The organism is Methylomonas rosea, assembly GCF_024505055.1.
GTDB lineage: Bacteria > Pseudomonadota > Gammaproteobacteria > Methylococcales > Methylomonadaceae > Methylomonas > Methylomonas rosea.
In genome coordinates, this window is the sequence record NZ_JANIBL010000062.1 from 1 (window position 1) to 22,880 (window position 22,880).

Consider the following 22,880-nt stretch of genomic DNA (forward strand, 5'->3'; position numbering starts at 1 on the left):
CGAGTAATCAAGATGGCTAATCAAACTATCAGAATCCAATTAAAAGCGTTTGATCATAAATTGATTGATCAGTCGGCGGGTGAGATAGTAGAAACAGCGAAGAGAACAGGTGCCCAAGTAAAAGGCCCTATCCCTTTGCCTACTAGAAAAGAACGTTTTACTGTATTGATTTCACCGCATGTTAATAAAGATGCTCGTGATCAATATGAACTGAGAACTTACAAAAGGTTGCTTGATATCGTTGAGCCAACCGATAAGACTGTTGACGCCCTGATGAAGTTAGATCTGGCGGCTGGGGTCGATGTTCAAATTAAGCTTAAATAGCAGCAAGTTATAATTTAGAGGGATTGGCAGATGTCAATAGGTCTTATTGGTCGTAAATGTGGTATGACCCGAATTTTTTGCGAAGATGGCTCTTCGGTACCTGTTACCGTGCTCCATATTGACTCCAACAGAGTCATTCAAGTGAAGAGCGTTGAAACTGATGGTTATCGCGCTATTCAGGTAGCGGCGGGTGATGTTAAGTCTTCAAAAGTCAACAAAGCAATGGCTGGGCATTACGCATCTGCCAATGTCACCGCAGGTCGTGGTTTGTGGGAGTTTAGGCTCAGCGAAAGCGAGGCAGCTGAATTTTCTGCAGGAGCAGAGTTAAAAGTTAATGTGTTTGAGGCTGGGCAGGTAGTTGATGTCTCTGGTACCAGTATTGGTAAAGGCTTTGCCGGTACAGTTAAACGTCATAATTTCAGAACTCAAGATGCGACGCATGGTAACTCGCGGTCCCATCGGGTGCCTGGTTCGAGCGGTATGAACCAAACGCCCGGCCGCGTATTTAAGGGTAAGAAAATGTGCGGACATATGGGAGCGGTCAAAACTACAATACAGAATTTGACGATCCATGCTGTAGATGCTGAGCGGAACCTGATTTTAGTCAGAGGCGCGGTACCTGGTGCCAAGGGTGGCGATGTGGTTATCACCCCAGCAGTAAAAATGTTAAATAAGGGTTAATTTATGACTTTGCAAATACCTGCAATCAGTAGTCAAGATTCTGCACAGGCGCTTGATGTTTCCGAGGCAGTCTTCGGACAAGATTTTAATGAAACACTGGTGCATCAGCTGGTAACAAAATATCTTTCAGCAGCAAGGGCTGGTACTAAAGGCCAAAAAAACCGGGCTGCGGTAAGTGGTGGTGGTGCTAAGCCATTCCGTCAAAAGGGTACGGGTCGTGCGCGTGCGGGAACAACCAGAAGTCCAATATGGCGCACAGGTGGTGTCACGTTTGCAGCCCAACCAAGATCGTTTGATCAGAAGCTGAATAAAAAGATGTATAAAGTTGGAATTAGATCTATTTTCTCAGAGTTGTTAAGACAGGGTAGATTAGCGGTATGTAACGATATTACGCCTGCAACGCCAAAAACAAAAGACTTTCTGAGCAAGATAAAAAATATCGATGCAAAAAGATTGTTAGTGGTTGCGGATGACTTAAACGAGAATTTAATTCTTGCAGCTAGAAATATTCCTTACATAGCGGTAGTTACTCCAAGTAGTGTAGATCCAGTCTCTTTGGTTTCCGCTGACAAGGTAATTGCGACAGCAACAGCGCTGAAACAGATTGAGGAGCGTTTGGCATGAGTATTGAGCAAATTAAACTAGCAAGTGTTCTGTATGCGCCGATTGTGTCAGAAAAAAGCTCCAATGCTGCTGACCAAAATAATCAATTTGTATTCAAAGTTAAAAAATCTGCGACGAAATTGCAGATTAAAAATGCAGTTGAATTGATGTTTGGTGTTGAAGTAGCCGCCGTTCGCGTTCTGAATGTTAAAGGAAAAATTAAACGATTCGGACGCGCACTGGGTAAGCGATCTGACTGGAAAAAGGCATATGTAAAGCTTCAGCCAGGTCATAACATCGAATTAGCGACAGCATAATACTTTAAGCAAATAAGGAGCGGTAGAAGAGCATGGCTATTCTAAAATCAAAACCGACATCTCCGGGTTCTCGGTTTGTAGTGCGTGTACAAAATAATGATTTGCATAAGGGTAAGCCATTTGCACAACTACTTGACAAAAAGAGCAACACCGGTGGTCGTAACAATCTAGGTAGAATAACGACTCGCCATATTGGTGGTGGACACAAAAAGTTCTATCGGATAGTAGACTTTAAACGCGACAAAACTGATATTCCTGCGCTAGTTGAGCGTATCGAATACGATCCGAACAGAACTGCAAATATAGCGTTGATTCTTTTTAAAGATGGCGAGCGCAAATACATAATCGCGCCAAAAGGCATCGAGATTGGTCAAGAGATATTGAGCGCAGAAACAACTCCGGTTAAGCCTGGAAATTGTATGCCTCTGCGGAATATGCCTCTGGGTACCACAATTCACTGTATCGAACTGAAGCCCGGAAAGGGCGCTCAAATTGCAAGAAGCGCTGGAACCTCTGTTCAATTGGTTGCTAAAGATGGTGCATACGTTACTATTCGTCTCCGTTCTGGCGAGATGAGAAAGGTGCCATCTGATTGCAAAGGTGTAGTCGGCGAAGTCTCCAACTCTGAGCACAATCTTATTTCATTGGGAAAGGCCGGTGCCAAAAGATGGCGCGGTGTAAGGCCAACTGTAAGGGGTGTGGCGATGAATCCTGTAGACCATCCTCATGGTGGTGGTGAAGGTAGGACCTCGGGTGGTAGACATCCTGTGTCTCCTTGGGGAACGCCAACAAAAGGCTATAAAACTCGAAAAAACAAACGTACTGACAATATGATTGTCAGACGCCGTAAGCAAAAATAAGAGGTATCTGACGTGCCACGTTCAATTAAAAAAGGTCCATTTATAGATCATCACTTGCTTAAAAAAGTTGAAGAAGCAGTGAGAGCTAATAATAGGAAACCGATTAAAACCTGGTCTAGAAGGTCAATGATCAGCCCTGATATGTTGGGATTGACCATAGCCGTGCATAATGGCAAACAGCATGTGCCGGTATTGATTTCAGAAAATATGGTCGGACATAAGCTGGGTGAGTTCTCCCCTACAAGGACTTATAAAGGCCATATAGCAGACAAGAAATCAAGATAAGGAGTGAATGTGGAAGTTTCGGCTAAATTAAGTAATGCTCCTCTCTCTGCGCAAAAAGCACGGCTTGTAGGGGATCAAATACGCGGGTTACCTGTTGAAAAAGCATTGAATTTGCTGAGTTTCAGCTCTAAGAAAGCTGCTGCGATAATCAAAAAAGTTCTAGAGTCGGCAATAGCTAATGCAGAACATAACGAAAGTGCTGATGTTGATGAGTTGAAGGTTTCGACCGTATTCGTTAATGAAGGCAGGACGTTAAAGAGAGTTAGCGCAAGGGCAAAAGGGCGTGCGAACCACATCCTGAAAAGAACTTGTCATATAACAATTAAAGTAGCAGAGAAATAGAGGTAGCAAATGGGACAAAAGGTACATCCCACTGGGATTCGTCTCGGGATAGTTAAAGATTGGACTTCGAGATGGTATGCAAACAGCCAGAATTACCCTGTGTTTCTGTTGCAGGATTTGAAGGTTAGGGAATACATAAAGCAAAAACTGGCTCATGCATCTGTTAGCAGAGTGCAGATCAATAGACCTGCGAATAACGCCAACATAACAGTGCATACTGCGCGCCCTGGCATTGTGATCGGTAAAAAGGGTGAGGATATAGACGTATTGAGACAGAGTATATCCGCAATGATGGGTGTGCCTGTTCAGCTGAACGTCGAAGAGATTCGGAAGCCGGAGCTTGATGCCTATTTAGTTGCTGAGAGCATAGCTCAGCAGCTAGAAAAGCGTATTATGTATCGTCGCGCAATGAAGCGGGCTGTAACGAATACCATGCGTCTAGGTGCCGAAGGTATAAAAATAACCGTTGCTGGCAGATTAAACGGAGCGGAAATAGCCAGAACTGAATGGTACCGCGAGGGTCGTGTGCCTCTTCACACGTTACGCGCTGATATTGACTACGGAACCGCTGAAGCCAAAACCACTTACGGAATTATCGGTATAAAAGTTTGGATATTTAAGGGTGAGGTGTTCGATATGGATGCTCATGCAGCGTCTTTAAACGCCGACTCAAAAAAATAGTTGAAGGGGTATATAAGAAATGCTTCAGCCAAAAAGAACAAAATTTCGTAAACAACATACCGGTAGAAATAACGGTACCGCGTTGCGCGGCTCCTCAGTTAGCTTCGGAGAGTATGGTTTAAAATCTATTAGCCGTGGTAGAATGACCGCCCGCCAGATTGAGGCGGCCAGAAGGGCGATAAGTCGGCACGTAAAGCGTGGCGGAAAAATCTGGATAAGGATTTTCCCAGACAAGCCTATTACTAAAAAACCATTAGAAGTTCGTATGGGTAAAGGTAAAGGTAGTGTAGAATACTGGGTTGCACAAATTAAACCAGGCACGATGCTGTTTGAAATTGAGGGCGTTTCTGAAGAGTTGGCAAGAGAGGCTTTTGAGTTAGCCGCTGCCAAACTGCCGGTGAAAACGACTTTCTCTGCACGGACAATAATGTAATGAAAGCGAAAGATTTAAGAAGCAAAACAAAAGAAGAGTTGAATTCCAGTCTTTTGGAGTTGTCTCGCGAACAGTTCAATTTAAGAATGCAAAAAGGAACTGGACAGCTTAGCAAGCCAAGTCAAATAAAGCAGGTTAGGCGAGATATTGCTCGCATTAATACTATTCTGAATGAAATGGTAAGAGTATAGATATGAGCGAAAATCTAGATACTGTACGTAAAGTAACTGGTCGGGTAGTTAGCAACAAAATGGATAAGACTGCGTCTGTTTTGGTGGAGCGGCTGGTTAAGCATCCCGTATATGGAAAGTACATTAAGCGATCCACTAAGCTTCTCGTTCACGATGAAAACAATATATGTCAAGAAGGCGATGTAGTTTCGATTACATCGTGTCGCCCTATTTCTAAAAATAAGGCGTTCAAACTATTGGAAGTGTTAGAAGCTTCAAATAGATAATCAATAATTTTAGTTGGGATTTTAAAAATGATTCAGATGCAAACTAGCCTTGACGTCGCCGATAACAGTGGCGCAAAAAAGGTCATGTGTATCAAGGTCCTTGGAGGTTCACACCGCCGCTATGCTGGCATTGGTGACATCATCAAGGTAAGCGTCAAAGACGCCATGCCGCGTACTAGGGTTAAAAAAGGCGATGTATATAACGCATTAGTTGTAAGGACCCGTAAAGGTGTTCGTAGGGCTGATGGTTCAGTCATTCGTTTTGACGGCAACGCGGCAGTAATTTTAAATAACCAACTACAACCAATTGGTACTCGTATCTTTGGGCCGGTTACTCGTGAATTAAGAGGCGATAAGTTCATGAAGATTATCTCTCTAGCGCCAGAAGTATTATAGGTAGAGGTCCAAAGATGCAAAAGATTAAGCAAGGCGATGAAGTCATCGTGATAGTGGGAAAAGATAAGGGTAAGCTAGGGAAAGTAAGTAAGGTGCTTGAAGATAACAAGCTATTAGTCGAAGGTATTAACTTAGTAAAGAAGCACCAGCGAGGTAACCCGAATCTGGGTGTTTCTGGTGGTATTGTTGATAAGAACATGCCCATTGACATTTCGAATGTTGCTTTATTTAACCCAAAAACTAAAAAGGGCGACAGAGTTGGTTTTAGAATTCTAGATGATGGAAAAAAAGTCAGATATTTTAAATCCACTAACGAAAACGTTGGTCTCTAAGGTAATAAGGCTATGGCTAGACTACAAAGTAAATATAAATCTGAAATTATTCCTGCGATGCAGGAGCAATTTGGCTACAAAACAATAATGCAAGTCCCAAAGCTTACCAAAATAACTCTTAATATGGGTGTTGGCGGAGCTATTGCGGATAAGAAAGTCCTGCAGTCTGCAGTTTCTGATATGGAAAAAATATCAGGACAAAAAGCAGTAGTTACCTTGGCAAGAAAATCTATTGCCGGATTTAAAATTCGTGACGATATGCCTATCGGTTGCAAAGTTACTTTGCGCGCCGATAAAATGTACGAGTTTTTGGATAGATTGATTACGATCTCAATACCTAGAATTCGGGATTTTAGAGGTATGAGTTCCAAGAGCTTCGATGGTCGTGGCAACTATTCAATGGGAATTAAAGAGCAAATCATTTTCCCTGAAATAGATTATGACAAGATCGATGCGCTCCGTGGTATGGATATTTGTATTACAACAACCGCTAAAACAGACGAAGAAGGTTTGGCGTTGTTGAAGTTATTCAATTTTCCATTTAAAAACTAAGGCGTATCGACATGGCAAAAAAATCAATGATTGCGCGCGAAGTAAAGCGTGAAGGTCTGATTAAAAAATATCAGGCAAAAAGAAACCAATTGAAGGAAGTAATTAGATCTCCAAATAGCTCTTTTGAAGAAAAAGAGAATGCTCAAATTCAACTTCAAAAATTACCCAGAGACTCCAGTCAATCCAGATTACGTAACAGATGTAAGTTGACCGGTCGTCCTCACGGATATTACAGAAAATTCGGTCTTAGCAGAAATAAATTAAGAGAAGCGACCATGCGTGGCGACGTGCCTGGTTTATCAAAGGCTAGCTGGTAGTTCTGTTTAAGTTTTGGAGAATAGAAAATGAGTATGACAGATCCAATAGCAGATATGCTAACCAGAATTAGAAATGGTCAATCTGCTGGAAAGAAAAGTGTAAAAATCCCTTCATCCAAGTTAAAGCTCGCTATTGCGAAGGTTTTGAAAGAAGAGGGATATATTACCGATTTTAAAACTGAAGTTACCGGTTGCCATACAGAAATGACCGTTGAATTAAAGTATTACAACGGAGTTCCTGTTATTGAGAGCGTTAAGCGAGTTAGCCGTCCCGGTCTTAGAATTTACAAGTCTAAAGACGAGTTACCCAAGGTGTTAGGTGGTTTAGGCATAGCTATAGTTTCAACCTCTAATGGTGTGATGACTGATCGTGCGGCGCGTGCAATAGGGCACGGCGGCGAAGTCATATGCACTGTCTGCTAATTTAAGAGGTATATCATGTCTAGAGTAGCGAACGCGCCCATAACTTTGCCATCAGGTGTTGATGTTAAAGTTGATGGCAAGCAAATGATAGTTAACGGCAAACTAGGTCAACTTGCGTTTGACCTTTGTGATGCTGTTGATCTTGAAATCGAATCCAACGTAATCAGAGTTAAATGGGACGATAGCGTAAAAGGTGCTAAGGCCCACGCTGGTACTGCCAGAGCTTCAATTAATAATATGGTGAAAGGAGTCTCTGAAGGCTTCGTTAAAAAGATGCTGCTGGTAGGGGTAGGCTATAGAGCGCAAGTTAAAGATAATCTTTTAACACTGTCCTTGGGTTATTCAAATCCTGTTGAATATTTAATTCCCGAGGGTGTAACTGTTGAAGCGCCAACCCAAACAGAATTGCATGTGAAGAGCAACGATAAACAGAAAGTCGGCCAAGTCGCATCTGAGATCAGAGCTTTTCGCCCGCCCGAGCCTTACAAAGGGAAGGGTGTGAGAATAGCTGACGAATACGTGGCTAGAAAAGAAGCCAAGAAGAAATAGGTGAAGTGATGGATAAGAAGTCTTCAAGATTAAAAAGAGCACTAAGGCTGCGCTGCAAAATCAAAAAGTTAAATGTAAACAGACTTACTATACATAGAACTTCCCAGCATATTTATGCGCAGGTGCTTAGTGCTGATGGCACTGCTACCCTAGCTTCAGCATCTACATTACAAGCTGATGTTAAGGCAGGTCTTAGTAACACAAGTAATATTAAGGCCGCTACCGAGGTTGGTCGTATTGTTGCTGAAAGAGCTATAGCGGCGGGTGTAACTGAAGTTGCGTTTGATCGCTCTGGTTTTAAATATCATGGCCGCGTAAAAGCGTTAGCGGACGCTGCACGTGAAGCTGGCTTGAAGTTTTAGGGGAATAGCATGGCAACAGCACCATCTCAAGGTAGTACAGACGGATTGCAGGAAAAATTAGTTTCTGTTAGACGTGTTGCGAAAGTTGTAAAAGGCGGTCGAGTTTTTGGTTTTGCTGCACTGACAGTTGTTGGTGATGGCGATGGGCGCGTTGGTTATGGTGTGTCCAAAGCCAGAGAAGTGCCCGTGGCGATTCAAAAATCGCTCGAGCAAGCCAGAAAAAATATGCGCAAAGTAGCTCTGAAAGAGGGCACATTACAATATTCAATAATGTCGAACACTGGCGCCGCTAAGGTTTACATGCAGCCTGCGTCAGAAGGTACGGGCATCATCGCCGGTGGCGCTATGCGTGCGGTATTTGAAGTCGTCGGTGTGCATAACGTGTTGGCTAAGTGTATCGGAACAAGTAACCCGATCAATGTTGTGCGTGCGACAATTAATGGTTTGACCGCAATGCATGATGCTAAGAAAATCGCAGCAAAGCGCGGTTTAACTGTTGATCAAATAACAGGGTAAAGCGAATATGAGTGGCAAAAAATTAAGCGTAATGATGACTAAAAGTAAAAATGGCCGCTTAAAGAGTCATCAGCAATGTTTGAAAGGATTGGGTCTGAGCAGAATTAGACAGGTCGTTGAAGTTATCGATACCCCAGAAAATCGCGGAATGATCAATAAGATCGCGTATATGCTAAAAGTTGAGGAAGTTTAATGTATCTGAACACAATACAAGCTGCGTGCGGCGCAAGAAAAAAAGCGAAACGCGTTGGGCGAGGCATAGGATCTACGGACGGTAAAACTTGCGGTAGAGGCCACAAAGGTCAGAAGGCTCGTTCTGGTGGTTTTCATAAGGTAGGTTTTGAAGGTGGTCAGATGCCTTTGCAACGTAGACTGCCAAAAGTCGGTTTTACTTCCAGGACTAAAAAATTTACTGCCGAGGTTCGTTTAGCAGAAATAGATGTCCTCCAAGCCGAAGTTATCGACCTTCAGTTATTGATTAGCCAAAACATCATTCCTGCATTTTCGAAAAAGGTTAAGGTAGTCAACACTGGAGCTGTTTCTCGATCTTTAACTTTAAAAGGAATCGGTGTAACGGCTGGTGCAAAATTAACTATTGAAGCTGCTGGTGGCAAAGTCGAGGCTTAAGTGAGTGCTAAAGGAGTTGATGTTTCAGCCGGCACATTTCGGTTCGGTGAGCTTAAGTCGAGATTGTTATTTGTTTTAGGCGCATTTGTTGTATACAGAATTGGTGCACATATTCCTGTTCCAGGAATTGATCCAAAAGCGTTATCAATAATGTTCGAGCAACAGTCCGGTTCTATCTTAAACATGTTTAACATGTTTTCGGGTGGTGCTTTGATGCGCTTGAGCCTTTTTGCGCTGGGTATAATGCCTTACATTTCGGCTTCTATCATTATGCAGCTTATGACTATAGTCATTCCTGCCATGGAGCAGCTGAAAAAAGAAGGGGAGTCCGGGCGTCGAAAAATTTCCCAGTATACTCGCTACGGTACTGTTGTTTTGGCCATGTTCCAATCGATAGGTATTTCTGTTGCGCTGCAAAATCAAACTGCTGGTGGTCTAGCTGTTGTCATCCAGCCCGGCGTAAGTTTTGTGCTGATTACTACCATTACATTAGTTACTGGAACCATATTTTTAATGTGGCTCGGGGAGCAGGTTACTGAGCGAGGTATTGGTAACGGTATATCGCTAATTATTTTCGCTGGTATCGTGTCTGGATTGCCGTCCGCTATCGGTGGAACGCTGGAATTGGCTCGTACCGGAGAAATGAATGGTGCGTTTATTGTCGTACTGTTCGCCTTATCTATAGTGGTCACTGGCATCGTTGTTTTTGTCGAAAGAGGGCAAAGAAGGATAACCATTAATTACCCAAAACGGCAGCAAGGCAATAAAGTATATTCAGGGCAGAGTTCATTTTTGCCGCTTAAGTTGAATATGGCAGGCGTGATCCCTCCTATTTTCGCTTCAAGCATTATTTTATTTCCCGCCACAATAGCAGGGTGGTTCGGAAATGTTGATGGCTTTTCATGGCTCCAGGATATTTCTTCTGTGCTTTCCCCGGGTCAGCCTGTTTACGTTTTGTGTTATGCGTTGGCCATAGTGTTCTTTTGTTTTTTTTACACCGCTTTGGTCTTTAATTCAAAAGAAACTGCAGAAAACCTTAAAAAGTCAGGTGCCTATCTCCCAGGGATTCGGCCGGGTGCTCACACGACGAGCTATATCGATAAGGTTATGACTCGTCTAACTCTGATAGGTGCTGTGTATATCACCCTTATCTGTTTGTTGCCTGAGTTTTTAATTGTTTATTGGAACGTGCCGTTTTCATTTGGTGGTACCTCCTTATTAATCATTGTGGTTGTTGTGATGGACTTTATCTCGCAAATGCAGACGCATTTAATGTCACAGCAATATGAAGGCTTGATGAAAAAAGCCAATTTGAAAAAATCTTAAAATTTCTAGGAGTTTGCCGTGAAAGTACGAGCTTCAATAAAAGCCATATGCAAAAGTTGTAAAGTAATTAAAAGAAATGGCGTTGTACGCGTTATCTGCAAAGATGGCAGGCATAAACAGCGTCAAGGCTGATTTGTTTTTGTGATTTATTTTGCAGGGTGATATAATCCCCTGTTTAACCTTATAGTACTGTTTTTGGAGTATTTGAATGGCTCGTATTGCCGGTATAAACGTGGCTGACCATAAGCATGCGGAGATAGCATTGACTGCTATCTATGGAATTGGCAGGCAAACTGCTAGAAACATCTGCGATGAAGTTGGGGTGCAGCCAACCGTCAAGATTCGAGACCTTTCTGAGGATCAAGTGGAGTCGATACGTAAGGTTATTTCTGCGATGACTGTAGAAGGTGATCTTCGTAGAGAAGTTTCGATGAATATAAAAAGATTAATGGATCTAGGTTGCTATCGTGGTATCCGGCATCGCCGCGGCTTGCCATTGAGAGGACAAAGAACCAGAACAAATGCTCGGACTCGTAAAGGTCCGCGTAAGTCAGTTACTAAATAAAAACATCTAGATAGGCATTTTTGATGGCAACCCAGAATCGAGTTAAAAAGCGTATTAAGAAAGAAGTCGCGGACGGTATCGTTCATGTTCATGCTTCCTTTAACAATACAATCGTTACTATTACAGACAGAAAAGGTAACGCGTTATCTTGGGCAACATCTGGTGGATCCGGTTTTCGTGGCTCACGCAAAAGCACGCCTTTTGCGGCACAGGTGGCTGCCGAGAAAGCTGGAGCTGTAGCCCAGGAATATGGTATGAAGAATCTGGATGTTATGATAAAAGGGCCTGGGCCTGGTAGAGAATCTGCTGTTCGTTCCTTGAACAGCATGGGATTCAAAATTTCAAATATCGTGGATGTGACGCCTATACCTCATAATGGCTGTCGCCCACCCAAAAAACGTCGTGTTTAGGATAGTGGAGTAAAATTAATGGCAAGATATCTTGGTCCTGCTTGCAAGCTGAGTCGTAGGGAAGGTACTGATTTATTTTTGAAAAGCAGAGGTAAGTCTCTGGAAAGCAAATGTAAATTGGAACAAAGACCTGGTCAACATGGCGCTAAGCGTACAAGGAATTCTGATTATGCTATGCAGCTCCGCGCCAAACAGCGGTTGCGTCGCATATACGGAGTGTTAGAAAAACAATTCCGGAATTATTATAAAGCTGCTGATCTACAAAAAGGCGCTACCGGCCAGAATCTCCTTGACTTTTTGGAGTCACGTTTAGATAACGTCGTTTACCGCATGGGTTACGCGGCTACTCGCGCGGAAGCTAGGCAGTTAGTGTCTCACAAGGCGATTTTGGTAAATGATAGGTTAATTAACATACCTTCTTATCAAGTAGCTGCTGGCGACATAATCAAGATCAGAGAAAAAGCCAAGAGCCAACAGCGTATTAAAGACTCACTGGTCGTGACAGAGCAGTACGGTTTTCCTGTTTGGGTCGAAGTGAATTCGAAAGAGATGAGTGGAACATTCAAGTCTGTGCCTGACCGCGTAGATTTAGGCTCTGACATCAATGAACAGCTGGTTGTTGAGCTTTATTCTAAGTAGTAAATAAGTCCAGGATTTAAATTATGCAGAGTTCTATTGTTGGCCTACTGAAGCCTAGACTTGTCGAGGTGATAAACGAATCGGCCAACCACTCGAGAATCGTTATCGAACCTCTGGAGCGCGGCTTTGGGCATTCTTTAGGTAATGCTTTGAGACGGGTTATGCTGTCTTCAATTCCAGGTTGCGCAGTCACGGAAATCTCTATTGAAGGCGTATTGCATGAATTCACTACTATAGAGGGTGTTCAAGAAGATGTTATAGACATTATACTGAACCTTAAAAAACTAGCTGTCGTCGTGCATTCCAAGGACGAGGTAACTCTTACGCTGTCAAAGAACGGTGTTGGTGTTGTCACTGCTCGGGATATTGATCTGCCTCATAATGTAGAGTTGATAAATCCCGATTTGATAATAGCCAACATTAATAACCAGGATTGTTCGCTCAACATCAAAATTAAAGTCGAGAGAGGTAGAGGATATGTCCCAGCCAGTCTTAGGAAAGAGATGTATGACGATGCGCCTGTAGGCGTACTAATGGTCGATGCAGCGTTTAGCCCTATAGTGAAAGTTGCTTATCATGTAGAAAGCACCCGTGTAGAACAGCGCACTAACCTTGACAGGCTTGTTATCGAATTAGAGACAAACGGCACTGTTGATCCTGAGCAAGCAATCAAGCTGGCTGCTTCCATTCTTCATGATCAATTATCGGTTTTTGTTGATTTCGAAAAAGTTAACGAACAGATACATGAAGAGGTGGCTATTGAAGAGGAGTCGTTCGACCCTGTTTTGTTGCGCCCAGTAGATGATTTGGAGTTGACGGTCCGTTCTGCCAACTGCCTAAAGGCAGAAAATATTTTCTATATTGGTGATCTGATACAACGCACTGAAGTAGAGCTGTTGAGGACACCGAATTTAGGTAAGAAATCGTTAACGGAAATTAAAGATATTCTTGCAATTAAAGGTCTGTCATTGGGTATGCGGTTGGAAAACTGGCCACCTGAAAATCTGGCTGATCAATCGCAAGCTGGAATTTGAATATAAGGCATTTGAAAAATGAGACACCGTAAATCTGGAAGACAGTTAAATAAAAATAGTAGCCACAGAAAAGCGCTATTCAGTAACATGGCGTGCTCGCTGTTTAGACACGAATTAATCAAGACTACTTTACCTAAGGCTAAAGAGTTACGTGTAATCGCCGAGCCTTTGATTACGCTATCTAAAATTGATTCTGTTGCAAAACGCCGGCAGGCTTTCTCTAAACTACGTGATAGAGATGTTGTAACTAAATTATTTAACGAGCTTGGACCAAGATACCAGTCCAGAAACGGTGGGTATTTAAGGATTATTAAATGCGGGTTTCGGTCTGGCGATGATGCGCCTATGGCATATGTCGAACTGGTAGACAGACCTGAACCAATTCAAACGGAAGAATAAACCTAGTCAGGTTTTCAACCTACGGTTTTTAAGCGGCAGATTTTAGCTGGACAGCTAATCTGCCGTTTCTGTTTTTACCCTTTCAATTTTGCTTCGAGTGTTAATTTAGATTCCTAGAATACATTTCTGGCACTGATTATTTTGGCTTGATTCAGAAGTATCTCTCCTTTTTATACGCACAAGGTTTTTGCTAATACCTTTGTCAATATGCGCCAACTTTCCAGTTTTTCTTGAAATGACATCGCTGCATGCGCCGGGCTTGTAGAGGGTAATCGGTGGTATATCAACCCATCTGTGCCAATATAAGGTTGAACATGCTTTTGAAAGGTTTTTTCCGCAGTTAAACCGTTAAAAAATAAATGTGTAATATTTGGGTGGGTTAGGAAAAAGCCTGGAAAATCATTCGTAACAATACTGTTTTTGTCTATTTTTGTATCGAGACTACTGTTGTGCCTATCGCATGACTTGACTACATCCCATAGTGCTATGCCGGCTAATTTTAAGGATTCGATTCTCGCTGAGTATGGGCTGGCAGGATCTATTGCCAGAAGCTCGGTTATGATAGGCCAAAAATGATTACGCGGATGTGCGTAATATTGACGAGCGGCAAGAGAAGCTTTCCCAGGAATGCTGCCAAGAATTAAAATTGTTGCGTTGGGTGAAGACTCCGCTGAGAAGCTTGCTATTTGGTTCATTCCGCCATAACTCGATCAGAGTGTATTAGGACTTTTGCCGGCTTGCTACGCTAGTTTTGTAAAACCCCTAATACGTCTAGTACACGGCAGCAATATGCATGTTCATTGTCATGCATCAAAGACAAGCCGAGTTGGCGGCCTTGGCTGACAGTGAGATGATGCATCAATAAGATTGAAGAATATTCCGTTTCCATATAATCGATGCTGGCCTTCTGATGGCCCCATGCGCCGTAGTCGCAATGAATGATACCTGCCAATTGTTTGCTGGCGTAATCTTCAAACAGCTCTACGCATTCTTCCTGCGACGTTTTTCGCGAAAGAGTGGCCGTCAAATCAATGACAGAGACAATCGCAGTCGGCACTCTGTATGACATCGCCTCCAATTTGCCTTCGAGTTGCGGTAATACCAGTGTCGTGGATTTACCGACGTTCGTGCTGGTCGGGATAATCGAAGACGCACAGCCTCTGCCAAGTTGGGATGATGCGTGATAACCATCCAGTACACGTTGATCCGAAAGTTGCGGATGGATGGTGATGGCTCGGGCGTAATCGATACCGATGTGCTGGTCAAGCACATGACAGATAGGAACCAGTGCATTGCCCGTGCAGGTGCTGGCGGAGATGACGTCGTGGTGCCCTGGATCGTATGCTGAATTATTTACGCCGAATACCAGGCTGATATCGCAACCACTCACATTCCATGTGCAGAGGACTTTTTTTGCGACATCCTGCTTTATTAATGAACGGAAATCATGGATTGTGGCGGTGCCGGTAGCGTCAAATAAGACATCAAGATTAAATCGGCGCAATATGCCAAAGCTGTCATCATCGGGCGAGCTGCGCCGCCGGTCCACCCTTTGATAGTGAACTCTTTTACCATCAATAATCAGGTCGTCGCCATCGCAATCCACGTGAAACGGAGGGCGACCGTAGGTACTATCGTTAGCCAGCAGATAGGCGACGTGGTCTATTGCCATTACGTCGCATACCACTCGAATATCGAATCTTCCGCCTTTCGTTTGCGTGAAATTTCCTCTTAATACCCCGCGGCCGATTCTGCCTAAGCCGACGATCCCGACGTTAAGGCTCATTGCTGAATATCTCCTTCAGGCTTTACTTTGTATTGCAGGCTGGGAGTTCGCTGAAGGTGAGTCGTCATGGCGCTGAATGTTTTTCTCAAAAAATTGGAAGAGCAATACTTGAAAAACTAGAGCAACAAGTTGCGCAAGTCAAGGCGAAACGAAATATTAGTGCAATAAGGGTTCGGCGGGACAGGTTTGGGTGTGTAATCGACGGGTAGATGAATTGGTTTAGCAGAGAGGGGGATGCCAGGGCCGATCTATCTAATACTCCTCTTCGGACGTAACAAATTTTTCTGACAAACGTAATAACACGAGCAATGCACCCGTTCCGCCAGCTTTTGATGGGGCCGAGCAAAACGCCAGTACGTCTTTATGTTGGCGTAGCCAGAGATTAATGTCATTTTTTAACACTGGTTGATTGTTCGGTGAGTTGTAGCCCTTACCATGGATAATTAGTACGCAGCGAAAACCGTCCTCAACACAATAGTGTAAAAAGCGCAGTAGTTGCAACTGTGCATCGCGACTGTTTAAGCCATGTAGATCGATATCGGCATCCAAACCGTAATATCCCTTACGAAGCTTTCTGAGTACGTTTTTTTGCATGCCAGGTACCAGGAAAGCAATCTTGTCTTCTTGAAATAAGGTTTCCAAGCTGCCCTCAACATCCTTTTGCAGAGGGTCGACCTGCTCCAACGGTTTGAATACGGGTATTGGCCGTGGTTTTTTATCAGGCTTAAGAATCACCGTATTGGTGTCTATCGGTGTGACTGTGCCGATTGTATTCCGAAACAAGAGTGCGTCGTCTGAGGGATTGGTTTTTTTTGTCACGTAAGCTGCTGGTTTTGCGGTTTTTTTGCTACTATGCGGGAATTTTAAAGCGTTTCACAGCGGTATGCACATACTTATCAGCAACGACGACGGTTATTTAGCTCAAGGCATCAATACGCTGGCGGAGGCTCTGCGTCTGTACGCCGATGTGTCGGTAGTGGCACCGGATAAAAACCGGAGTGCCGCAAGCAACTCTTTAACCTTGGACATGCCCTTACGGGCCACTCAATGCGACAATGGTTTCGTTAGGGTAGATGGTACGCCGACGGACTGCGTTCATCTGGCGATTACCGGCTTATTGGCGCAAGAACCCGATATGGTATTTGCCGGAATCAATCATGGCGCCAATCTTGGAGACGATGTGCTTTATTCTGGCACTGTGGCCGCCGCCACTGAGGGGCGTTTTTTGGGTCTGCCGGCGGTCGCCATATCTTTGGCGTCCAGCGATCCCAAACATTTTGAGACAGCAGCACACGTAGCTGTGACGTTAATGCAAAAAATCCTGGCTCACCCATTACCGGAAGATACTTTATTAAACGTGAACGTGCCCGATTTACCGATTGCCGAGTTAAAAGGCTATCAATCTACCCGCCTCGGGCAACGGCACAAAGCGGAAGCAGTGATACGCTCACAGGATCCGCGCGGCCACATTATTTACTGGGTAGGGCCGCCCGGTAGCGAACAAGACGCCGGGCCCGGTACCGATTTCGATGCAATTAGAAACGGTTATGTGTCAGTGACGCCGTTGCAGCTGGATTTGACGCGTTACGAACGATTAGAGGGGTTACGCGATTGGCTGGCAATGGAGGCGCTCGTATGAGCCGGCGCATTCAGGGTATAGGCATGACTTCGCGGCGGACCAGAGAGCGCATGATTTCTCGGTTGCGCGAGCAAGGTATCTACAACAGCAAAGTCTTGGCGGTAATGGCTGACACGCCGCGGCATATTTTTGTCGACGAAGCTTTGGAGAGTCGCGCTTACGAGGATACTGCTTTGCCGATCGGCCACAATCAAACTATATCTCAGCCGTATATTGTTGCCAAAATGACTGAATTGCTATTGGAAAAAGGTGCGCTGCACAAGGTGCTGGAAATCGGTACGGGTTGCGGATATCAAACCGCAATACTAGCTAGGCTGGTAGAGCAAGTTTATTCGGTGGAGCGGATCGCGCCGTTGATGAAAAAAGCTAGAGATACGTTGTGGGAGTTGAATATCAAGACCGTCGGCTTTAAGCATAGCGATGGCGGGTGGGGTTGGCCGGAGCATGCGCCGTACGATGGGATTTTAGCCGCTGCCGCTCCGGCGGAAATTCCGGAAGCATTGCTTGAGCAAATGGCTGTGGGGGGGGTGATGGTGATCCCGGTCGGTCTGGAAGGGATGCAGGAATTGCATCGGATTACCCGCACGGAGCAGGGCTTTGAGGATGAAGTGATAGAACGCGTCAGTTTTGTGCCGTTTTTATCAGGTGTTACTCAATAGGTTTTAATCGCTTTATCGCGCCGGATTTATTAGCCATTTGGCGTGTCCGGCGCGATAGTGATGAATTTGCTAGAAACTCAAATTTTGCTTACGTTTGCTTGCTATAAAACCTAGTAAAGCAGATCCGAATAGCCAAACGGCCGAAGGAACCGGCACAGCGGTTACCGAAACTTGCCAGCCCACATCTTTCAGCGCAGCGAGATCGAGTTGCGTAAACACCTTGCGCGTGCCGACGTGTATAGTTGGGTCCATTGCGGTTTCTTGCTCAATGCCGTTTACAGTGCTTTTCGTTCCGTCCAACCAATGAACCGTATCTCCTTCCAGCGGCACATTGCCTCCATAAGCCGCTACTGCATTGGCACCGGTAAAGCTGGAACCTGATATTTTATTATCCCAAGAGTCCGAACTCCCCAGACCTAATAAGTGGCCTAACTCGTGCAGCGCCACCGAATAAAAATCGTTGCCGCTAAAGGCTTCCGTGGTTGAAAGATCGGCGTCGAAATACCAGCTTGCCGAGCTGCTGAAGGTCAATTGACCACCCCACGGTGCAAAATCGGTTGCCGACGGGCCGGAGGTAGGATTGGATTGGCCGCGCAGTGACGCATTATTCAAAAAATCTTGGGTTCCACTGACGTTGTAACCGCCGTAGCCGCCATAGCCCAAGTTGCCGGCGCCCATGGTCTGTCCACCAACAAACACGGTAAGTGTGTCGGCTGCAACGCTGAAATTGCTTAATGTAGTCTCTGCGCCAGTATCTGGACGAATAAATACCGCGCTGAAATTATTGCCACCGCCGGATGATATAGCTGTCAAGCTGTCGGTCAAGATGCTTCCCAAAAAGCCGCCAGCGGCATCCAGAATGTCTCGTCTACTTGAATTGCTGCCGGAGAAAAAGCCGCCATCGTAGGTATAGTCAAAATTGATGACGACAGCGTCGGCTGATTGGCTGGCGGCCAGCAACAGGACGCCAGCTAATGCGGATGGTTTAATAAACATGAATTTAACTCGCTAAATTGGTTAATAATCGCTGTGGTTTGCTTGGTCTAGATTCAGATTCGAGCAGTATGCAGTGCCAATCCTTGCTCTTGCTGGGGGTGTTCAGTAATGCAATAAACTGACAATTGCCGTAGGCGAAAAGTAACATCGCAAAGATTAGCCGCGCAAGCATTTTATTCGAAACACGTCGAAAGAATGTTCTTTGCTGACGTTTTATTTCAATTGGCGGCAATTGTTTGGATAAAGCGTGATCGAGAAAAACGAGAGTGTCCGATCAGAAAGCCGATTAAAATATCCCATTCGCAAGTTTGCTTCGATACGTGGCAGACGGCATAACATTATTAGAGCAATTAGATTTAGTACCTTTGAAAAACAACGCTGCTACTTACTCGGTCGGAATCGATCTGGGCACTACTCACACCGTCGTCGCTTACTCCGACGCCAATGATCCTGCGAAAGCAATTCACCTGTTCGAGATTCCTCAGCTGTTAGCGCCAGGGGAAGTGAATGCCAAGCCGTTATTACCATCGGTGCGGTACCACCCCGCGCCCGGAGAAATAAGCGCCGAGGCCGGGTTTTTAACCCAGGAAAATGGCGCTGTGCTCGGTGAAGCGGCGCGTCTGTTGGGGGCTAAGTCGCAAGGCCGTTTGGTTACCAGCGCCAAGAGTTGGTTGTCGCACACCGCCGTCGATCATAGCGCGGCTATTTTGCCGTGGGGAAGCGACGAATCAGTATTTAAAGTCTCGCCGCTGGAAGCAAGTGCTAGTTATTTGCGACACGTCTGTTCCGTTTGGGAGCAGCGTTTCCCCTCTGCGCCACTTACTCTCCAGGAAGTTGTGATTACGGTGCCGGCTTCCTTCGACGAGTCCGCGCGGTCATTGACCCTAGAAGCGGCAAAGATGGCCGGCTTGAGCGGCGTCAGGTTACTGGAAGAGCCGCAAGCGGTCTGTTATGACTGGCTACGCCGGCATGCCGGTACCATCAAAGCCAGTCTGGCCGGTAGCCGGCTATTATTGGTCTGCGATGTCGGCGGCGGTACTACCGATTTGACGTTGATCAAGATTGAGCAGGGCTCAGAGGAACCTCAGCTGACGCGTATAGGTGTCGGTGACCACCTGATGTTGGGTGGCGACAATATTGATCTGGCTCTGGCGCATTTAGCGGAAAGCCGCTTGCGAGCCGGCGATAAAAAGCTCTCCACCGCTGATTTGTCGCAATTGCTGGAGCAATGCCGGATCGCCAAAGAGCAACTTTTGGCTGTAGATGCGCCCGAGCACGTTGCTGTGACCTTATTGGGTGGTGGTTCCAGGTTGATTGGTGGCACTAAAAGCACCACGCTAAACAGGGAGGAAGTTAAGGAAATTGCCTTGGATGGCTTTTTACCTATGTCAGGCTTGCAAGACCTGCCGGATAGAAAGCGTAGCGGCGTGGTGGAGTTTGGCTTGCCCTACGCGGCGGAGCCTGCTATCAGCAAGCATATTGCCGCCTTTTTGCACTTGCATGCGCAAGCGGCACAAGCGGCGTTGGGCTGCGCGGACACAGAGCATCAAATAGTCCCGGACGCATTATTGCTGAACGGCGGCGTGTTTCGCAGTCCGGCCATGGTGCAACGCTTGATTGATTTATTAGCCGGTTGGCGTGGTGGGCAAGCGCCATTATTGCTGGATAATAATCATCCGGAATTGGCGGTTGCGTACGGCGCGGTGAGTTACGCCATTGCCCGCCGCGACAAGAAATTGAAAATCGGCGGCGGCGCTGCACGGAGTTACTTTCTGCTGGTCGATACCCTCAACGCTACAAGCGGCAACAATAAGCAGGCAGGCCAAGGGGTTTGTATCCTGCCAAAAGGTAGCGAGGAAGGTCATGAGATTCTGTTGAGCGATCGGCAATTCGCTCTCAGGGTGGGACAACCGGTGCGTTTTCATTTGTTGTCCAGCAGCGGGGATGGCGCTTACCAACCCGGCGACATTGTCGAGCTCGATGACGAACGTTTTCACAGCTTGCCGCCGTTGGCAGTGGCATTCGAAGGCCAGCAGAAATCTGAAGTGGCGGTGCAATTGCTGGCTACTTATACAGAAGTCGGTACCTTGCAATTGCAGTGTGTGGCGGTGGCAGATTCCACTCTGCGTTGGGATGTAGAGTTTCAAATTCGCAAAAAGGCGCAAGCTGCCGTCAATGCCGAATTACCTAACCAGCTGCCGCAAGCGCTGGAAAAAATCCAGGCCGTATTCGGAGCCAAATCCAAACAAGTCGATCCGCAAGCAGTAAAAACCTTGCGCGCCGATCTGGAAAACGTTCTCGCCGCACCGCGGGGCGCCTGGCAAACCCCGTTGCTGCGCGAATTGTTTACGGCCTTGCTGGAAGGCAGTAAATACCGGCGGCGTAGTGAACAGCATGAGCGCCTCTGGTTGAGTTTGACCGGCTTTTGCCTGCGTCCGGGTTTTGGTTATCCGCTCGACGATTGGCGGGTAGAGCAACTCTGGAAGCTGTATGCGGAAGGGCTGCAATTCGTTAACGAAAAACAGAACTGGGCCGAATGGTGGACCTTGTGGCGGCGCGTTGCCGGCGGCTTGAATGCCGATGCCCAGCAACGCATCTTTAACGACATCGCCAAATTTATCAATCCGGCGGCCGCGCGCCAACCCGGCGTCGTGAAGCAACTGGCGACAAGAGGTTACGAAGATATGGTGCGGCTGGCGGCCGCGCTGGAGCGATTGACGATTGCCGATAAAACCCAGCTTGGCGAATGGCTGCTAAAGCGTCTGGAAAAGGCCGGAGAGCCGGAGCAGAGTTGGTGGGCAGTCGGGCGTATCGGTGGGCGGATTCTGTTTCACGGAAACAATCATCAAGTAATTCCACCGGCGACAGCCGAAATCTGGCTGCAACAGCTATTGAAAGCTGACTGGAAAAAGCTAACCCAAGCCGGATTTGCCGCCACCTTGTTGGCCAGGCGTTGCGACGACCGGGCCCGGGATATCGACGATAGCCTGCGGGAGCAGGTGATAGACAAACTCAAACAAGCTAAATCCCCAGTTTCCTGGATAGACATGGTCGCCGAATTCAAACAGTTGGATGAACAACAGGAAAAGCAAGTCTTCGGCGAAGCGTTACCTCCAGGCTTGAAACTAATTGTTTAATGCTAAGCTTTGTGATGCCGATATAACAATCAACAGCGGCACGTTACCTGAACCGGTTATTGGCATAGAAATCGCTTTATCCAGTTCTATAGCGGTTTTTCACTCCGAAAGCACATTAAACGACAAAAACATGGCAGACAAATACGGCATAGACAGTCATAAACTGGTGTATCACCCGCAGCGGGTGGCGCAATGGTTGGATGGCAGGCACGATTGGCAGCAAGCGAAAGCCGTATATCCGATCTATATGGAGGTGTCGCCGGTGGGTGCCTGCAATCATCGCTGCACATTTTGCGCGGTCGATTACATCGGTTACAAAGCCCAGCGATTGGACGTCAAAATTTTGGCGGAGCGCTTGGCCGAGATGGGCCGACTCGGCGTTAAAAGCATCATGTATGCTGGCGAGGGTGAGCCGATGTTGCACAAGGAGATTAACGAAATCGTCAAATGGACTTTCGACGCCGGCATTGATGTGTCTTTCACTACCAACGGTACGTTGATGAATCAACGTTTTGTCGAGCAATCCTTACCGTTGGTATCATGGATTAAGGTGTCGCTGAATGCCGGTAGCGCAGAAAATTATGCAGCCATCCATCAAACCAAGGCGTCCGATTTTGATTTGGTGCTGAACAACCTGCGCCGCGCAGTCGAACATAAAAAAACTCACCAATTGTCCTGTGCTTTGGGCGCACAAATTTTACTGTTGCCGGAAAACCAGCATGAAGTGACCACGCTGGCAAGCATCTGCCGCGAAATCGGTTTGGATTATCTGGTCGTCAAACCCTACTCCCAGCATCTATTCAGCGAAACCCGCCGCTACGAAAGCCTGCGTTATGACAATCTGCTGGGCATGGCCGAAGACTTGGCCCAATTCAACGGTGACGGATTTAATGTGGTGTTTCGCGAACAGACCATGAAGAACTACAGCCAGTCTGAATCTCAACGCTATAAAACCTGTCATGCCACCCCCTATTTTTGGGGTTATATCATGGCTGATGGCGAGGTCTACGGGTGCAGTGCCTATTTGACCGATCAACGCTTTGCTTACGGTAACATCCAACAGCAATCTTTTCAGGACATCTGGGAAGGCGAGAAGCGTCGGCAAAACTGGGCGTACATCTCTCAGGAACTGGATATTAGCCAATGCCGCAAAAACTGCCGGATGGAAGCGGTCAACCAGTATCTGGACAAACTCACGGCCAATCAGCCGGCCCATATCAACTTTATCTAGGA

36 protein-coding genes are annotated in these 22,880 nt (G+C 46.0%); 32 read left to right on the forward strand and 4 right to left on the reverse strand.

The window, feature by feature from the left end:
* Window positions 1-12 precede the first annotated feature (12 nt).
* The 28 genes from rpsJ (at window position 13) to rplQ (ending at window position 13,430) form a co-directional block, all read left to right on the forward strand.
* Window positions 13-324, forward strand: coding sequence for a 30S ribosomal protein S10 (rpsJ, locus tag NP589_RS17320; RefSeq protein ID WP_020484801.1), 312 nt, complete (start codon window positions 13-15; stop codon window positions 322-324).
* A 30-nt stretch (window positions 325-354) separates the two neighbouring features.
* Window positions 355-1,005, forward strand: a complete 651-nt coding sequence (rplC, locus tag NP589_RS17325; protein ID WP_064008006.1) for a 50S ribosomal protein L3 — start codon at window positions 355-357, stop codon at window positions 1,003-1,005.
* Window positions 1,006-1,008: 3 nt separating this feature from the next.
* Window positions 1,009-1,629 (forward strand): 50S ribosomal protein L4, encoded by a 621-nt coding sequence (gene rplD / locus NP589_RS17330; RefSeq protein ID WP_256608112.1) that lies wholly within the window; start codon window positions 1,009-1,011, stop codon window positions 1,627-1,629.
* Window positions 1,630-1,631: 2 nt separating this feature from the next.
* Window positions 1,632-1,925, forward strand: a complete 294-nt coding sequence (rplW, locus tag NP589_RS17335; protein ID WP_256608131.1) for a 50S ribosomal protein L23 — start codon at window positions 1,632-1,634, stop codon at window positions 1,923-1,925.
* Window positions 1,926-1,957: 32 nt separating this feature from the next.
* Entirely contained in the window at window positions 1,958-2,785 is an 828-nt protein-coding gene (rplB, locus tag NP589_RS17340; protein WP_036277056.1) for a 50S ribosomal protein L2, read from the forward strand.
* A gap of 12 nt (window positions 2,786-2,797) precedes the next feature.
* Window positions 2,798-3,070 carry a 30S ribosomal protein S19 gene (rpsS, locus tag NP589_RS17345; RefSeq protein WP_081607975.1) on the forward strand — a complete coding sequence of 91 codons (273 nt, stop codon included), beginning with the start codon at window positions 2,798-2,800 and terminating at the stop codon, window positions 3,068-3,070.
* Between the two features lie 9 nt (window positions 3,071-3,079).
* Window positions 3,080-3,412 (forward strand): 50S ribosomal protein L22, encoded by a 333-nt coding sequence (gene rplV / locus NP589_RS17350; RefSeq protein ID WP_033157220.1) that lies wholly within the window; start codon window positions 3,080-3,082, stop codon window positions 3,410-3,412.
* Window positions 3,413-3,421: 9 nt separating this feature from the next.
* Window positions 3,422-4,093: a 30S ribosomal protein S3 gene (gene rpsC / locus NP589_RS17355; RefSeq protein ID WP_033157219.1), complete on the forward strand. Its 672-nt coding sequence runs from the start codon at window positions 3,422-3,424 to the stop codon at window positions 4,091-4,093.
* Window positions 4,094-4,112: 19 nt separating this feature from the next.
* On the forward strand, window positions 4,113-4,526 hold the full coding sequence (gene rplP / locus NP589_RS17360; RefSeq protein WP_026602118.1) for a 50S ribosomal protein L16: 414 nt from the start codon (window positions 4,113-4,115) through the stop codon (window positions 4,524-4,526).
* Window positions 4,526-4,717 carry a 50S ribosomal protein L29 gene (gene rpmC / locus NP589_RS17365; protein ID WP_036277051.1) on the forward strand — a complete coding sequence of 64 codons (192 nt, stop codon included), beginning with the start codon at window positions 4,526-4,528 and terminating at the stop codon, window positions 4,715-4,717. The genes rplP and rpmC overlap by 1 nt, the downstream gene beginning before the upstream one ends.
* A 2-nt stretch (window positions 4,718-4,719) precedes the next feature.
* On the forward strand, window positions 4,720-4,983 hold the full coding sequence (gene rpsQ, locus NP589_RS17370; protein ID WP_064008002.1) for a 30S ribosomal protein S17: 264 nt from the start codon (window positions 4,720-4,722) through the stop codon (window positions 4,981-4,983).
* Between the two features lie 27 nt (window positions 4,984-5,010).
* A complete protein-coding gene (rplN, locus tag NP589_RS17375; protein WP_013820378.1) occupies window positions 5,011-5,379 on the forward strand; it encodes a 50S ribosomal protein L14 in 369 nt (122 codons plus the stop codon).
* 14 nt (window positions 5,380-5,393) lie between these two features.
* Entirely contained in the window at window positions 5,394-5,711 is a 318-nt protein-coding gene (rplX, locus tag NP589_RS17380; RefSeq protein ID WP_036277044.1) for a 50S ribosomal protein L24, read from the forward strand.
* Window positions 5,712-5,723: 12 nt separating this feature from the next.
* Window positions 5,724-6,263, forward strand: a complete 540-nt coding sequence (gene rplE / locus NP589_RS17385) for a 50S ribosomal protein L5 (RefSeq protein ID WP_256608113.1) — start codon at window positions 5,724-5,726, stop codon at window positions 6,261-6,263.
* Window positions 6,264-6,274: 11 nt separating this feature from the next.
* Entirely contained in the window at window positions 6,275-6,580 is a 306-nt protein-coding gene (gene rpsN / locus NP589_RS17390) for a 30S ribosomal protein S14 (protein ID WP_064007999.1), read from the forward strand.
* Between the two features lie 27 nt (window positions 6,581-6,607).
* Window positions 6,608-7,003 carry a 30S ribosomal protein S8 gene (gene rpsH, locus NP589_RS17395; protein WP_020484814.1) on the forward strand — a complete coding sequence of 132 codons (396 nt, stop codon included), beginning with the start codon at window positions 6,608-6,610 and terminating at the stop codon, window positions 7,001-7,003.
* Between the two features lie 15 nt (window positions 7,004-7,018).
* On the forward strand, window positions 7,019-7,552 hold the full coding sequence (rplF, locus tag NP589_RS17400) for a 50S ribosomal protein L6 (RefSeq protein WP_064007998.1): 534 nt from the start codon (window positions 7,019-7,021) through the stop codon (window positions 7,550-7,552).
* Between the two features lie 8 nt (window positions 7,553-7,560).
* A complete protein-coding gene (rplR, locus tag NP589_RS17405) occupies window positions 7,561-7,914 on the forward strand; it encodes a 50S ribosomal protein L18 (RefSeq protein WP_256608114.1) in 354 nt (117 codons plus the stop codon).
* 9 nt (window positions 7,915-7,923) lie between these two features.
* Window positions 7,924-8,430, forward strand: a complete 507-nt coding sequence (rpsE, locus tag NP589_RS17410) for a 30S ribosomal protein S5 (RefSeq protein ID WP_036277031.1) — start codon at window positions 7,924-7,926, stop codon at window positions 8,428-8,430.
* Window positions 8,431-8,437: 7 nt separating this feature from the next.
* Window positions 8,438-8,623 (forward strand): 50S ribosomal protein L30, encoded by a 186-nt coding sequence (rpmD, locus tag NP589_RS17415; protein ID WP_020484818.1) that lies wholly within the window; start codon window positions 8,438-8,440, stop codon window positions 8,621-8,623.
* Window positions 8,623-9,057 carry a 50S ribosomal protein L15 gene (gene rplO, locus NP589_RS17420; RefSeq protein WP_256608115.1) on the forward strand — a complete coding sequence of 145 codons (435 nt, stop codon included), beginning with the start codon at window positions 8,623-8,625 and terminating at the stop codon, window positions 9,055-9,057. The genes rpmD and rplO overlap by 1 nt, the downstream gene beginning before the upstream one ends.
* Window positions 9,058-10,383, forward strand: a complete 1,326-nt coding sequence (secY, locus tag NP589_RS17425) for a preprotein translocase subunit SecY (RefSeq protein ID WP_026602113.1) — start codon at window positions 9,058-9,060, stop codon at window positions 10,381-10,383.
* 18 nt (window positions 10,384-10,401) lie between these two features.
* On the forward strand, window positions 10,402-10,515 hold the full coding sequence (gene rpmJ, locus NP589_RS17430) for a 50S ribosomal protein L36 (protein WP_081607976.1): 114 nt from the start codon (window positions 10,402-10,404) through the stop codon (window positions 10,513-10,515).
* Between the two features lie 76 nt (window positions 10,516-10,591).
* Entirely contained in the window at window positions 10,592-10,948 is a 357-nt protein-coding gene (gene rpsM, locus NP589_RS17435; RefSeq protein ID WP_020484821.1) for a 30S ribosomal protein S13, read from the forward strand.
* A 23-nt stretch (window positions 10,949-10,971) separates the two neighbouring features.
* Entirely contained in the window at window positions 10,972-11,358 is a 387-nt protein-coding gene (gene rpsK / locus NP589_RS17440) for a 30S ribosomal protein S11 (RefSeq protein ID WP_020484822.1), read from the forward strand.
* 18 nt (window positions 11,359-11,376) lie between these two features.
* A complete protein-coding gene (gene rpsD / locus NP589_RS17445) occupies window positions 11,377-11,997 on the forward strand; it encodes a 30S ribosomal protein S4 (protein WP_064007995.1) in 621 nt (206 codons plus the stop codon).
* 23 nt (window positions 11,998-12,020) lie between these two features.
* Window positions 12,021-13,031 carry a DNA-directed RNA polymerase subunit alpha gene (locus tag NP589_RS17450; protein ID WP_256608116.1) on the forward strand — a complete coding sequence of 337 codons (1,011 nt, stop codon included), beginning with the start codon at window positions 12,021-12,023 and terminating at the stop codon, window positions 13,029-13,031.
* Window positions 13,032-13,049: 18 nt separating this feature from the next.
* Window positions 13,050-13,430 (forward strand): 50S ribosomal protein L17, encoded by a 381-nt coding sequence (gene rplQ / locus NP589_RS17455; RefSeq protein WP_064007993.1) that lies wholly within the window; start codon window positions 13,050-13,052, stop codon window positions 13,428-13,430.
* Window positions 13,431-13,600: 170 nt separating this feature from the next.
* On the opposite strand, the gene NP589_RS17460 is transcribed toward rplQ, so the two are convergent.
* The 3 genes from NP589_RS17460 to NP589_RS17470 form a co-directional block, all read right to left on the reverse strand.
* The gene (locus NP589_RS17460; protein ID WP_256608117.1) at window positions 13,601-14,125 is read right to left on the reverse strand and encodes a DNA-deoxyinosine glycosylase; all 525 of its coding nucleotides are present in this window, start codon (window positions 14,123-14,125) and stop codon (window positions 13,601-13,603) included.
* A 50-nt stretch (window positions 14,126-14,175) separates the two neighbouring features.
* Window positions 14,176-15,216 (reverse strand): type I glyceraldehyde-3-phosphate dehydrogenase, encoded by a 1,041-nt coding sequence (locus NP589_RS17465; RefSeq protein WP_256608118.1) that lies wholly within the window; start codon window positions 15,214-15,216, stop codon window positions 14,176-14,178.
* 252 nt (window positions 15,217-15,468) lie between these two features.
* Entirely contained in the window at window positions 15,469-16,035 is a 567-nt protein-coding gene (locus NP589_RS17470) for a Smr/MutS family protein (RefSeq protein ID WP_256608119.1), read from the reverse strand.
* Between the two features lie 64 nt (window positions 16,036-16,099).
* Here NP589_RS17470 and surE point away from each other — a divergent pair, with 64 nt between their 5' ends.
* Together surE and NP589_RS17480 are read left to right on the forward strand one after the other, a co-directional pair.
* Window positions 16,100-16,855, forward strand: a complete 756-nt coding sequence (surE, locus tag NP589_RS17475) for a 5'/3'-nucleotidase SurE (RefSeq protein WP_256608120.1) — start codon at window positions 16,100-16,102, stop codon at window positions 16,853-16,855.
* Window positions 16,852-17,514 carry a protein-L-isoaspartate(D-aspartate) O-methyltransferase gene (locus NP589_RS17480; RefSeq protein WP_256608121.1) on the forward strand — a complete coding sequence of 221 codons (663 nt, stop codon included), beginning with the start codon at window positions 16,852-16,854 and terminating at the stop codon, window positions 17,512-17,514. The genes surE and NP589_RS17480 overlap by 4 nt, the downstream gene beginning before the upstream one ends.
* Before the next feature lie 69 nt (window positions 17,515-17,583).
* On the opposite strand, the gene NP589_RS17485 is transcribed toward NP589_RS17480, so the two are convergent.
* A complete protein-coding gene (locus NP589_RS17485; protein ID WP_256608122.1) occupies window positions 17,584-18,510 on the reverse strand; it encodes a matrixin family metalloprotease in 927 nt (308 codons plus the stop codon).
* Between the two features lie 365 nt (window positions 18,511-18,875).
* Here NP589_RS17485 and NP589_RS17490 point away from each other — a divergent pair, with 365 nt between their 5' ends.
* Together NP589_RS17490 and NP589_RS17495 are read left to right on the forward strand one after the other, a co-directional pair.
* On the forward strand, window positions 18,876-21,647 hold the full coding sequence (locus NP589_RS17490) for an Hsp70 family protein (RefSeq protein WP_256608123.1): 2,772 nt from the start codon (window positions 18,876-18,878) through the stop codon (window positions 21,645-21,647).
* Between the two features lie 130 nt (window positions 21,648-21,777).
* Window positions 21,778-22,878: a radical SAM protein gene (locus tag NP589_RS17495; protein WP_256608124.1), complete on the forward strand. Its 1,101-nt coding sequence runs from the start codon at window positions 21,778-21,780 to the stop codon at window positions 22,876-22,878.
* Window positions 22,879-22,880: the final 2 nt, after the last annotated feature.